The 12,731-nt window shown below is 42.5% G+C and carries 13 protein-coding genes and 1 pseudogene; 5 read left to right on the top strand and 9 right to left on the bottom strand.

From position 1 onward, the window contains the following. Positions 1-60: 60 nt before the first annotated feature. The 8 genes from GNF10_RS29985 to GNF10_RS29950 form a co-directional block, all read right to left on the bottom strand. A complete protein-coding gene (locus GNF10_RS29985) occupies positions 61-624 on the bottom strand; it encodes a pentapeptide repeat-containing protein (protein ID WP_185587404.1) in 564 nt (187 codons plus the stop codon). Between the two features lie 391 nt (positions 625-1,015). Beyond that, complete coding sequence (locus GNF10_RS29980; protein ID WP_185587405.1) at positions 1,016-2,776, bottom strand: serine/threonine-protein kinase; 1,761 nt, start codon at positions 2,774-2,776, stop codon at positions 1,016-1,018. Between the two features lie 123 nt (positions 2,777-2,899). Beyond that, complete coding sequence (gene rpsU / locus GNF10_RS29975) at positions 2,900-3,088, bottom strand: 30S ribosomal protein S21 (protein WP_012407716.1); 189 nt, start codon at positions 3,086-3,088, stop codon at positions 2,900-2,902. Between the two features lie 108 nt (positions 3,089-3,196). Next, positions 3,197-3,520 (bottom strand): RNA-binding protein, encoded by a 324-nt coding sequence (locus tag GNF10_RS29970; RefSeq protein ID WP_114085152.1) that lies wholly within the window; start codon positions 3,518-3,520, stop codon positions 3,197-3,199. A gap of 447 nt (positions 3,521-3,967) precedes the next feature. Further along, positions 3,968-5,587 (bottom strand): lipopolysaccharide assembly protein LapB, encoded by a 1,620-nt coding sequence (locus GNF10_RS29965; protein WP_185587408.1) that lies wholly within the window; start codon positions 5,585-5,587, stop codon positions 3,968-3,970. Positions 5,588-5,605: 18 nt separating this feature from the next. Continuing rightward, a complete protein-coding gene (locus tag GNF10_RS29960) occupies positions 5,606-5,833 on the bottom strand; it encodes a hypothetical protein (protein WP_185607319.1) in 228 nt (75 codons plus the stop codon). Positions 5,834-6,148: 315 nt separating this feature from the next. Continuing rightward, positions 6,149-6,655 (bottom strand): response regulator, encoded by a 507-nt coding sequence (locus GNF10_RS29955; protein WP_185586789.1) that lies wholly within the window; start codon positions 6,653-6,655, stop codon positions 6,149-6,151. A gap of 100 nt (positions 6,656-6,755) precedes the next feature. Continuing rightward, positions 6,756-7,175 carry a methyl-accepting chemotaxis protein gene (locus tag GNF10_RS29950; RefSeq protein WP_311774237.1) on the bottom strand — a complete coding sequence of 140 codons (420 nt, stop codon included), beginning with the start codon at positions 7,173-7,175 and terminating at the stop codon, positions 6,756-6,758. On the opposite strand from GNF10_RS29950, the pseudogene GNF10_RS29945 reads away from it, so the two are divergent. The 3 genes and pseudogenes from GNF10_RS29945 to GNF10_RS29935 all read left to right on the top strand — a co-directional run. Continuing rightward, positions 7,150-7,431: pseudogene (locus GNF10_RS29945) on the top strand (response regulator); the annotation flags it as partial. The gene GNF10_RS29950 and the pseudogene GNF10_RS29945 overlap by 26 nt on opposite strands. A gap of 302 nt (positions 7,432-7,733) precedes the next feature. Then, complete coding sequence (locus tag GNF10_RS29940; RefSeq protein WP_185586787.1) at positions 7,734-7,916, top strand: CsbD family protein; 183 nt, start codon at positions 7,734-7,736, stop codon at positions 7,914-7,916. 159 nt (positions 7,917-8,075) lie between these two features. Further along, the gene (locus GNF10_RS29935) at positions 8,076-8,285 is read left to right on the top strand and encodes a photosystem II assembly protein Psb35 (RefSeq protein ID WP_185586785.1); all 210 of its coding nucleotides are present in this window, start codon (positions 8,076-8,078) and stop codon (positions 8,283-8,285) included. Between the two features lie 89 nt (positions 8,286-8,374). Here the strand turns inward: GNF10_RS29935 and GNF10_RS29930 are convergent, their stop codons facing one another. Next, positions 8,375-9,469 (bottom strand): hybrid sensor histidine kinase/response regulator, encoded by a 1,095-nt coding sequence (locus GNF10_RS29930; RefSeq protein ID WP_185586783.1) that lies wholly within the window; start codon positions 9,467-9,469, stop codon positions 8,375-8,377. 588 nt (positions 9,470-10,057) lie between these two features. Here GNF10_RS29930 and GNF10_RS29925 point away from each other — a divergent pair. Together GNF10_RS29925 and GNF10_RS29920 are read left to right on the top strand one after the other, a co-directional pair. Beyond that, the gene (locus tag GNF10_RS29925) at positions 10,058-10,777 is read left to right on the top strand and encodes a response regulator transcription factor (protein ID WP_185585737.1); all 720 of its coding nucleotides are present in this window, start codon (positions 10,058-10,060) and stop codon (positions 10,775-10,777) included. Between the two features lie 203 nt (positions 10,778-10,980). Beyond that, complete coding sequence (locus GNF10_RS29920) at positions 10,981-12,669, top strand: NAD(P)H-quinone oxidoreductase subunit 4 (RefSeq protein WP_185585738.1); 1,689 nt, start codon at positions 10,981-10,983, stop codon at positions 12,667-12,669. Positions 12,670-12,731 lie beyond the last annotated feature (62 nt).

Here is a 12,731-nt window from a genome sequence, read left to right as displayed (position 1 = left end):
GGCAGGGAGGGGGCAGAGGGAGATTAATTAATAACCAATGCCCCATTCCCCATTCCCCATTTATTTTGAATAACAGGTTGTGCCTAAAGTATTTTCGGGTTTGAACTCGTTACATTCTCTGGGATTTTGACGCTCTAAAGACCAACCATAAGGCTTATCTGAGGTGACGACACCATTCGCCATAGTTGTTAGTCGGAAGTTAGCCCCCCGAAAATTAGTAAACTGCAATTTAGCATCTTTTAAGTTTGCTGCTTCCAAATTGGCGCTGATGAAACCGGCATAAGATAAATCAGCGTTTTCTAGGGATGCTGATTTCAAATTCGCTCCGGTTAAGGAAGCACCCATGAGATTGACAGAATTCAGAATCGCACCTTCTAAATTTGCACCGGTGAGGTCGGCATTGGTAAGATTAGCTTTAGATAATGTTGCACCACTCAAGTCAGCCCCTCGCAAGTTTGCTCCAGTTAGATTCAGTTGAGTTAGGTCAGCACCATTCAAACTACACCTGGGACAGGCATTTGTTGCCTTCAACTGATCCAAATCTAGTTGATTTAACGCCAGGGCCTGCTCTGCAAACCCAAAACAAGCTAACAAAATGACGGTAGCAACAATCTTAAATTTCATATTTTTTACAGATATCTACAAAAATGACAAGTTACGCACATTGCGTACTGTCATACTTACATATACCGCTTCTCTAGGGAAGAACAGGGATGAAGCATTCATTAAGAAGCTGTAAAAATACTATAAATTCTAGTCGTAATACTACCCAAACTGAAATATAGGCTATAGAATCGATTCGTAAGGAACTATACCGAACCTCTTATAGACTACCATATATGTGATCCCCCTAGCTCGATGAAAAATACGACTAGGGGGATCTTGTTTTTGGGCATTGGGCATCCCTTCGGCTTCTTTGCGAGACGCTACGCGAACGCTCAGGACAAATGGGCATTGGTTATTAATTCTTCCCTTGCCTCCCCTGCCTCCCCTGCTCCCCTGCTCCCTGCCTCCTTCACCGCCACCCTAAAAGGCGCAATCCAGGGACAATTAGGTAGTAACTCACTCCTAACCAGAAGCTGATAAAGAAGCCTACAGAACCAAAAAAAATCAGAGGTAACTGTAACTCTGACCAGGCTGGTTGACTAGTAAATTGGAAGATGGGAGGTGCTAACCTCAAAAGAATCAAAAATGCGTAGGCGATCGCACTACCAAAGGCAGCTAACACGGCGTAGACTATGTGATGGCTGCGAAGACCTAAGCTCAATGTGAGTAGGCAAGCTGCTACTAAAATCACTGCCACTAAGCCTTCACCACTGTCTTTTGGTGTGATTAGTTGCAAAATGAACCAGCCGAAGCCATAGCTAATCATGCCCATCAGCGATGCCACTAAAAAGCGCCGCCGTTGACCAAAACACCCGGATACTGTCAGTCCCCAAGCGGTTCCCCAGCCTGCGGCGATGAATACCAAAATATCTGCCCCGAAGACGGGTTGAGTATTTGGGACTAATTGGTTTAGCTGACTCGAAATAAATTCCACAACCCAACGCCCCAGGTTGGTATGATACGCCAAAATAAAACCTGCGATCGCACCAAAACAAGCACCAACATAAGCCAAAATCATCGCCCAAATGGTCGCCAAACAAGCTTGAAAAATTTTGATGATTGTCTGAGCGATAAAAACAACGGTTTTAGTTACAGCTTGGCGAAAGTTAGCTAAAACTTGTTCAATAGCTTGAATTAGCAGTGTAAATCTCTGAGAAACTTGCGTTGAAGCTTGCTTAACCTGATCTCGCAGTTGGGCAAATAATCCTGGCGGCGGTAATGGTTGAGAAATCTTCGCCAACCTTTTTTGAATCATAGCTGCATTTGCTGGACGCGATCGCACATCCTCCTGCACCATCTCATCGAGTAAATCTGCTAGTTGCGGGTTGACATTCGCCGCAGTCCGCCAGAGCAATTTCCCAGTTTGTTGATCTTCCAACTCTAGCGGGTATTTGCCTGTTAGCAGTTCAATAACCGTTCGACCAAGGGCATAAAAATCGGCACTTGGCCCGACAATACTTCCACTCACTTGTTCTGGTGGACTGTAACCAGAAGAAAATAATCGGGTGGAACTAGACTGAGAACGCAGCTTAGAGGGGCTAAATTGCTTTGCCCCACCAAAATCAATTAGTACCAGGCGATCGCCTTCTATTTGCCCTTGAGGTAGGCTGACAGTAGGCGAAGATGTGCCCAGCATTAAATTAGAAGGTTTAATATCCCGATGAATAATCTGACGTTTGTGTAATTCTTGTAAAATCTCTACAGTTTGGGCAAACCAGTTGACAACCAACTTCTCTGGACACCCTTGGGGAAACTTTTTTAATATCTCCTCTAAAGTCCGTCCATTGATTTTTTCCATTACCAGACAAGGTAGTTGGTGCGGCTTGGGGTTAAACAGTTGCACCTGAAAATACCCTTCAGCATCGACTGCGGGGACACCTGGATGCTGCAAACTAGATAAAACTGCCGCCTCTTGGGTAAATAATTCCAGTGCTTTTGGTGAATCTTCTACCAACACTTTCAGCACTTTCTCGGTTTGAGTTTTTTCATCCCAAACCGTGTAAATTTGAGCAAATCCTCCCGAACCTAATGGCTGAAGTGGAACATAGCGGTCTAACAACTCTAGCGGTGCGCCACAGCTGTTGCAGAATTTGTTTCCCCAAGGTTGGGGATAAGGACGTTGACAATCAGGATTTATGCAGTGAACCGCACTCTGAGTGATGTGGGACACAACCGCTACGATACAAAGGCTGACTTGATTTTAGCGTTTCTTGAGGTTTCCTGATTTTTAAATAGGCAAAAGGAAAACCCTCATAGAATCTATGAAGGTTTTCTTTTATAGCTATGTCAGCCCTTAATTACGAAAACTTCTCTTACTCTGTCTGTGCTTGGCGACTTCTTTGCGCTTGCGTTTTTCTAAGGGTGTTTCAAAATGACGATGCTTTCTCATGTCTGGAAAAATTCCAGCCTTGGAAACTTCTCGCTTAAATCGTCGTAAGGCTGATTCAATGTGTTCATTGTCACCGACAATTACTTGGGTCATTATTTCTCCTACTAAGTTGACTTAATCAGGCGGGAACATTACAAAAAAAAGACAGACTGTTGTTTGTCTGACCTTAAGACTATTGGTAAATTTTTTTTGTTTCCAAAGTTAGTAGCGTCCGCCGCGTCCGCCGCCACCGCCGTATCCTCCTCCTCGGTTTCCACCAAAGGAACCTCTATCACCTCTATCTTCCTTGGGTTTAGCCTTATTTACTTTCAGGTCGCGACCCATCCACTCAGCACCGTCAAGAGCTTCAATGGCAGCTGTTTCTTCCGCTTCAGTTCCCATTTCCACAAAAGCAAAGCCTCGCGGACGACCTGTTTCACGGTCAGTAGGTACTTGTACTCGCTTTACAGTACCATATTCTGCAAAAATACCACTTAAATCTTCTTGTGTAACGTCATAAGAGAGGTTACCTACGTAAATTGACATCGATTCGCTCCAAAATCATCACTGTGTAGAGATTTTAATTTCTCTGAGAAGTCTGTAAATACTAAAAGGAAAAGCCTTTCAATACTAAAATCAAAGACGTCACTGAATTAACTCTCCTAAATATAGGATGACATAGGAGCCATCTCTCTGCATCCAGTAGATAGTTAACCAGTGATGCGATCGCATTTACGCGATCGCCTGCCCCAGCTACCCTAAGTACAGCCCAACATAAAAAAGTGTTGGAAATGGAAGAAGATAAATTCTGTAGGGTGATAAAGGAAATCAGACATACAGGGGCACATCTTTAGAATATCCGAATTGAATGTTTGACTGCATTAACCATGAAGCATTACTCCAAAATTTTAATACGAAAGCCAAAGTCAGGCAACAAATAAAGGCTATTTCTGCCTGTACTTCTTTGGATAACCTGCTAGGTATGGGGCCAATCTAAAATCTAAAATCCCAAATTGTTTGACCTTTCCAAGCTGTTTGCAAGTCGGCTTTGACAATTTGAGCAGCGTCTTCTTTCCCCAATTCCTGCAAAGTTGCCTGTAAGCCAAATAGAGAACGCCCATTATGGGGATACTTTTCTAGATCGGCACGAAAGACTTTCTCCGCCTTTTTATAATCACCCTTAGCCAAAAGTACAGCGCCCAAAGATTCCCGCGTGGGAAAGTACCAGTCTGGTGGTTCTACGTAATCGAGTGCATCTTCTGCTACTGTCGCTTTTTCTAGTGATTGAATGGCATATTCATAATCATTATTTTTTGTAGCAATTTTGGCATCGAGAACTTTTGAAGCAATGTCTAAAATGCGACTGGCGGGGCTGAATCCGATAGTTGCTTCGGTAGAAATTTCCTGCTTGGCGGCAAATAATGCCCGACTTTCACTTGCTGCCTCTTCAAGTTTGCCTGTGGCAGCCATAGCCATACCGCGAGCAAAATGCCAAAGTGCTGTAGTAGTAGGCAATTTAACATCGGGAGCAGGAGTTTTTAAGATAGCCTCCCAGTCACTAAAGCGTGTCTGAATGAGCATTTTGCTGCCCAGGAATCCCTCAAGCATTGGTAGATATGGGTTAATAGCAGTAGCATTTGCGACTAATTTATCTGCGGCTTGGAGAGCATCTTCATATTTTCCTGCCATGCTGCTGGCCACCATGAGAAAATGTATGTTGTGGTTGTAGTACATCATGGGGTAAGTACCCTGGACATGATATTTTTTGATGTAAATATCATCTTGAGCGATCGCTTGCTCGTTTGCCTGCATTGCCCCTTCATAATCTCCCACACGAAAATAAATATGGGAAGGCATGTGTACCAAGTGCCCTGCTGCTGGCGCTAGGGTTCCTAGTCTTTTGGCACTGACAAGGGCCCTTTCTGGGGAATGCGAGGCTTCCACTGCATGGATATAGTAATGATTGGCCCCTGTATGATTCGGGTTACGCTTGAGAACAGATTCTAAAATAGCCACAATTTTTTCTGTATCTGGCTGTGGCTTGCCATCTTTAGTCCAGTGCTGCCACGGATGCAGATCCATCAAGCTTTCAGCATAAAGCGTTGCCGCATCCAAATCATCAGGATATAGCTCAACTATGGTTGCCATTGCTTTTGCGTAGTTTACCGCTAGTTGATACAAGTCTGCACCAGGATCTTGAGAGTAACGTTTTGCTAAGGCGGTAATGTAGTCTCGTTCCTGGTTAGATGCTTTGCTGGAAAGTGCTAAAGCTTGCTGTACTGCTTGGTAAGCAGCTAATTCTCGATTGGGATCGATTTCTAAGTTAATATTGGGGCCTAGAGCCAGAGCAATACCCCAATATGCGATCGCTAAATGCGGATCGAGTTTGGCTGCGTGTTGAAAAGAACGCACCGCCTCATCATGGTTGAAAGCGTAAATTAAATTTAATCCCTGATCGAAAAACTCTTGCGCTTGGGCATTAGCAGTGGAAACTGGATGGTGGATTGCGCCAAGTCCAGATATTAAGGTGTAAGGTTGTCTTGCTTGAGCGATCGCTGCATTAGGAGCGATTAAAGAGAGTATAAGCACCCAAATTATAAATAAGTACTTCATTGTCTATATTGTTTTTATTCAAGCTCTTTTTTTATTAATATTCAAAAGCCACAGTTTTTCTAATGAAGCAATTTGCTGACTGAGAACAGCAGCCCGGTGTTTCTTATAGATATTAAATCCTACAAATATAATCATTGGAATCAAAATAGAAAATCCGATGAAAATGTTAACATATACATCAGTTTGCATCCGAGAATCTACATATTGAGAGTTAGAAATTGGTTGAGTAGTAGAGTTTGATTGCATAAATACCTTGATAAATAGAAATAAACGTAAATGCTTTTTTCTGCTGTCTGTTTGAAGTTCTGTACCCTGCGGAAAGACGCAGAAAAATCTACAGACTTATCACTGCTTTCTTGTACTAGCTAAACTACTCTTCAGTTAAAAATTGAAAAATTATGTTTCTTTTTGGCTAAGATTTGTGACAATACCATTTTTCTGGAACTAGGAATATTAGACAATACTTCAGGGCTTACGCAACTGTCACAAGCAATGGTGCGGTGCGGTGTAGCCGCGCGCCAAAAACTAGGCAATAAACCAATACAGCATTTCTTGATTCTCTCAGTGCCGCGCCAGTTGCTTTAAGTCGCGGAACCCGATGCTACGCATAATTTCACTTGCCATTTGGTCAAGGGTGACAATTTGATCGGCAAGTCCAGCATTAACCACAAAACTAGGCATCCCCCATACTACGCTACTAGCTTTGTCTTGTGCTAGCACTTGTCCACCCGCCTCGCGGATACACTGATAGCCATGTAACCCATCTTGCCCTATACCTGTAAGGATGACTGCGATCGCTCCAGTCCGTGTAGAGGTACTAAACATAATCACTGGTAGGTGGGGATAAATTTGGCGAATAGTGGAGAGAGTTTGTAAACCATCCATTTCTGGCATTTCGATATCCAAGATCACAATATCGGGATTAACCTGGGGAATTTTGGCAAGGGCGATGCGACCGTTAGCAGCGACTCCTACCACTTCCAATCCTGGATCGATGCACAAAATCTTACTGATTCGACTGCGAACTACTACCGCGTCATCAACAACTAGTACCCGGATCTTGGGCATTGGGGATTGGGGACAGTGAAAAAACTAATACATAAACTGGCTGACGGCTTTCTGCAAATCTACTGCCATGCGCAATAATTCTGTGGCTGCCTGTAACGTATTACTCGTGCCAATCGTTGTACTTTGAGTATTCAATGCCACAACTGCGATATTTTTGGCAATATTCAGATGTTCCTTTGGCTGCCTCAGCAATAATATTGCGGCTAATTTCATTTGTAGTTGTTGTTTGCTCTTCAATAGCGCTAGCGATCGTGCTTTGAAAGTCGTTGATTTGATTGATAATATCAGTAATTTGAGTGATGGCTTGAACGGCAGATGTTGTATCTGTCTGGATTGCTTCAATGCGCTGGCTAATATCTTCAGTGGCATTTGCTGTTTGTTTGGCTAATTCTTTCACCTCGTTTGCGACTACAGCAAATCCTCTCCCGGCATCTCCGGCTCTTGCCGCCTCAATTGTGGCATTGAGCGCCAGCAAGTTTGTTTGCCCAGCGATCGCAGCATCCGCCAACGAAGCACTCACTATACTTGCACAGTCAAAACCGAACCTACTGTTGAGCGATTTAGGTATGCCAGAAGTTGATGGTTACACTTTAATCAAAAAATTACGAGCAATGCCTGCTAATCAAGGTGGACAGATTCCCGCGATCGCTCTAACTGCTTACGCCGCAGAAACTACACAAAAACAGGTTTTAACAGATGGATTTCAACTTCATATCACTAAACCAGCCGATCCCTTAAAACTAGTAGCTGCAATTGCAGCACTTGTTAAGCACTGACTTTTAATCAAAAGGGCTAATTTAGGCTAGACATCTGCATCATGATCTAGCTAAAGTAGCAAATGATTTTCTCTCAAGATAGAACAATAGAAGAAATCCTTTCTATCTTTTGGACATTACTTGAATTCTTCAAGATGAATTTAACCTTTAACTAATTATGTACAATGGACACAAATATTCTTCATAAAAACACCGCCAGATAGAAGAATTAAAACTTGCCTAAAACTAATATATAAACATTGCAACGCTTTATTAGCAAGCAATAAATAATCACTAGCTAACATATTTAGGAGAAAAAGTATATGAGTATCGAAGATAGAGCTAAGGCTTTTGCAAAGAACGTCGAAGGAAAAGTACAAGAAGCAGCTGGGGAAGTAACTGGCAACCCTAACGATAAAGCTGAAGGTAAAGCTAAACAAGCTGAAGCCCAAGTTCGTCACACTGCTGAAAATATCAAAGATGAAGTCAAAAAGACTTTAGAATAGGCTGAACTTGATTTAGGAAGAAGGTGTAGGGTGAATAATTATTTAGTAAACCTTCTTCCTCTATTAAATCTGTTTTTAGCTTGGTTTTTAGGCATTTTTAAAATACCGATTCCATAATACTTTTACAACCTCTCATAGATTTTCAAAAGGTGTCAATTCATGATTAATCTTTTATTTACCTATCTTTTAACAGACATCCCTTTAACATCACAAGGTAATTCTAGTTATTCTATTGTGCTGACAGCGTTATTAGGATTGGGCTTTATCGCTGCTGTTACTATAGGGTCAATTGCTTGGTACAATTCCAAACGTCCTGTAGGTTGGGAAGAAAAAGAACGTCCCAATGTTGTTCCAGGAATTGATAAGTAATAATTTTTTTTTGCCTGACTCCTCCCATCTTTTAGTGTTCACAGACAAAATCCGTGAACACTATTTTTTATTCTAAAATTTCCTCACTTTTAATTGTCGGCTGCTACAGGTAGACGAATAGTAAATGTACTACCTTGCCCTGGCTCAGATATTACATCAATTGTGCCTTGATGTGCTTCGATAATACAGCGAGATAGATATAGTCCCAAACCGCTACCAGAGCGCTGGTGTTTACCTTGGCGAAATCGCTCAAATAATATTGCCTGATCTTGTTTAGAAATGCCCGGCCCCGTATCTTGGATATCAATAGTCACATCTTCTGGAGTGAGATGGCAGTGAATATCTACAGAACCTTTATCTGCAAATTTGATAGCATTGCCGATAATATTTGTTAAAACTCGCCGCAGTTCTAAGCGATCGCCCATGACGGTGCTTGCAGTTTCATCCCGCTCTATGTTTACAACTAATCCTTTTTCTTCAGCTAAGGGAGTTAATTCTTGGGAGACTTCACTAACTAGTTCTTCAATATTGCAGGGAGCAATTTTTAAGGTTTTACAGCCCGCTTCATGACGATAAACTTCTAGCAAGGTATTTACCATTTCTAGCAGGTCTTGATTACTGCCGATCATGGTATCAATAATTTCTTCCAATTGTGGCGAAACTTCGCAAAACCTGCCTTCCAGCAATAATTTTAAGACGCGGTTGGAGGCTACTAGCGGTATACGTAAATCGTGAGTAAAACGCGAGACAAAATCTGCCCGCAGGTTAGCCATCTGATCTCGTTCGTCGATGCTGTGTTTGAGGCGCAGGAGCGATCGCACTCGTGCATGTAGTTCATCAGGATCGAATGGTTTACGAATAAAGTCATCCGCACCAGCATCGAGTCCTTCTACAACGCTAGACTGATAGTGAGCCGTTAGCAGCAGAATAGGGATAAATGGCAACGCCGGATTCTGTCGAATGCGTCGAGTAAATTCATAGCCATCTATCTCTGGCATCATCACATCTAAGAGAATGATGTCTGGTGGTGACTCCTCAACCATAGCCAGAGCAATTTTGCTATCTTCCACCAAGCTAATTTCATAGCCCTCATCTTCTAGGACTGCTTCTAAGACCAGTAGATTGTCAAAAACATCATCGACAGCGAGAATTTTATCTTTTTTGACACTTTTAGTTAAAGACATGGCTGAATAAAAAAAAGAAGTGCTTGGCTATCCCTAGCAAATCTAGTAATAGCTTACTTTACCAGCGCTGAGATTATTAAGGATTCACATTTTCCTTTAAAGTTTTCTGAATTAAATATCTTGCTTTCTAAGTAAAAATACTGTTGATACATCAAAGGGAAGCATTAATTAACTTAATTTTTTGATTTTCTACTGAGTAAATTATTCGTTGACTTATGCACACAATATCTGTGTCTGGATCTTAGGTTAAGGTGGCTTAATCCATTGTATTTACGCTATCATAGCCACTGCAAGGGGAATTATTTAATAGTTACCGACTCTTGCTTACTAGCGGATTTTCAGTGAAAAATTGTCTACTATAAAAGATATATCATCCATGAATGTATAAAAATGTTTTTTGATTGAATTATATTCCCAGATGGAAACTCTTGCCTGAGAAAAACTTCCAAGATAAAGTTATTTATGTCTAATGGTAGATGAAATTCAGGAAAAATACCAAAAGCATTGCTTTTTGTATAAGATACCGAATAGAAGAACGAGATTATTTTAATCTGTACTCTAGATAAATAACAGTAAAATTAAGCAGCTATGAGTGAAATCAAGATCCTTGTGATCGAAGATCACAACCTGACGAGAATCGGCTTACGGTCTGCCTTACAAACTCAGCCAGAGTTTAACATTGTTGGGGAAGCTGCCAATGCAGCCGACGGCATCAAGCTTTTGAAAACTCTCAAGCCTGATGTTGCCACTATTGACATCGGTTTGCCTGACATGGATGGGATTGAGCTAACACGCACATTTAGGCAACATCAAGCAGAGAAGGAAGATTACACCACAAAGCTGCTAATTTTAACGATGCAGAATAGCGAACAGGCAGTTTTAGCAGCTTTTGCAGCAGGTGCAGATTCTTATTGCATGAAGGATATTGAAACTGAGAGACTAGTTGAGGCTGTGCGAACAACTTATGCAGGTAGTTCATGGATCGATCCTGCGATCGCAGACCTTGTACTACAACAAATACGTCAAGATTTCCCCGATGGTAGCAAAGGCACATCTGGAAAAAGAGTCTTGATTGAAGGTATTGACCCAGATGTTGAGAAAAGTATAGTCAGCTATCCTTTAACTCACCGAGAGATGGATGTTTTAGAGTTGATTGTCGCTGGGTGTGACAATGCAGAAATTGCTAAAAGGCTCTATTTAACAGTCGGTACTGTAAAAACTCATGTTCGAGGTATTCTCAATAAACTTTGTGTTGCTGACCGGACACAGGCTGCTGTGCGTGCTTTGCGGGCTGGATTAGTACCATGAGCAAGTAAAACATCTTTCTTCCCCAGTCCCGTTCGGCTACGCTCACGGCAAGCCCAGTCGCCATTTTCAAGTCAATTGTCTTTGAGTCAAAGCGGTTAACTGGGACAAATATTTATGGTTAACTGGGACAAATACTTATGAAGAAATTGTTACAAACTTTAGTACAATGACATCATCCCAAATAAGTATTTATTCTCATATACATGATAGCGGATCAATTTCCCTGGCTTACCGCGATTGTCTTGCTGCCACTCATTGCTTCCCTGCTTATCCCTGTGCTACCCGATAAAGATGGTAAGCTCGTGCGGTGGTATGCACTGGGTGTAGGTATTGCAGACTTTGCCTTGATGTGTTACGCCTTTTGGAAACATTACGATGCCAGCAGTGCTAGTTTTCAATTGGTAGAAAGTTATGCCTGGATGCCTCAGCTGGGTCTGAACTGGGCTGTATCAGTCGATGGACTATCAGTACCACTTGTGCTGCTAGCAGGATTTGTCACCACACTCTCGATGTTTTCGGCTTGGCAAGTTGATCACCGCCCCCGCCTCTTCTATTTTTTGATGCTGGTGCTTTATTCTGCACAGGTTGGGGTGTTCGTTGCCAAAGACTTGCTGCTATTTTTCATTATGTGGGAAGTAGAACTGATTCCCGTCTACCTACTAGTCTGCATTTGGGGTGGACAAAGACGGCGTTATGCGGCTACAAAATTTTTGTTGTATACCGCAGCTGCTTCTATATTTATTTTGGTCGCAGCCTTGGCAATGGGGTTATACGGCGGCGGTGATACGACATTTGACATAACTGCTCTCGCAAATAAGGAATATCCCCTTGGTTTACAACTGCTACTTTATGCAGGGTTATTGATTGCATTTGGTGTCAAGCTCGCTGTTTTCCCGATGCATACCTGGTTGCCTGATGCCCACGGCGAAGCATCCTCTCCTGTATCGATGATTTTGGCTGGTGTATTGCTAAAAATGGGTGGATACGGACTGATTCGCCTGAATCTTGAACTACTCCCCGATGCACACATTTATTTTGCACCGGTTCTAGCCATTCTTGGTGTTGTCAACATTATCTATGGTGCATTGAACTCCTTTGCTCAGACCAATATGAAGCGGCGTTTGGCTTATTCGTCGATTTCTCACATGGGGTTTGTGCTGCTTGGTATTGCCTCATTCACTGATTTGGGAATCAACGGTGCGATGTTGCAAATGATTTCGCATGGTTTGATTGCCTCAGTGCTGTTCTTCTTGGCTGGAGTTACTTACGATCGCACCCACACAATGGTAATGAAAGATATGGGCGGTATTGGTCAAGCCATGCCCAAAGTCTTTGCCCTGTTTACAATCTCCGCGATGGCATCTCTAGCACTTCCCGGTATGAGCGGTTTTGCTGGCGAACTATCGGTATTTGTTGGCATGACAAGCAGTGACGTTTACAGTTCAACATTCTGCACTGTCACAGTTTTTCTCGCCGCAGTTGGAGTTATCCTCACACCTATTTATTTACTCTCCATGCTGCGAGAGGTGTTTTATGGTAAAGATGCAGCATTGCTATGCGACGTTAATAATGCAAGCTTAGAAAACCAAGAAGATGACGGAACAGTTTGTTTTGGTACAGACTGCTTCGTGCCAGAAGATGCAGTCTACGACGATGCTAGACCCCGTGAGGTGTTTATCGCTGCCTGTTTTCTGCTGATGATTATTGGTATTGGTTTCTATCCCAAGATGGCGATGCAGATGTACGACGTGAAGACTGTTGCAGTGAATGCTAATCTTCGCCAGTCTTATGCCATAGTCTCGCAAACAAATCCTCAGATTTATGCTAAGGGTTTATTGGTTCCGCAAGTTTCCGAGGTTGAGGTAGCGCCCGTTTTGGGAACTTTGAAGTAAGCTTTTTGACCAATAGACTTGTCGAGGAAGAGGCAGGGGAGCAGGGGGCAGGGGGATAGGGG

Source organism: Nostoc sp. UCD121 (genome assembly GCF_014222285.1).
Taxonomy (GTDB): Bacteria; Cyanobacteriota; Cyanobacteriia; order Cyanobacteriales; family Nostocaceae; genus Nostoc.
Note: the sequence above shows the minus strand (reverse complement) of the source record. Positions and strands in the feature narration are given on the sequence as shown.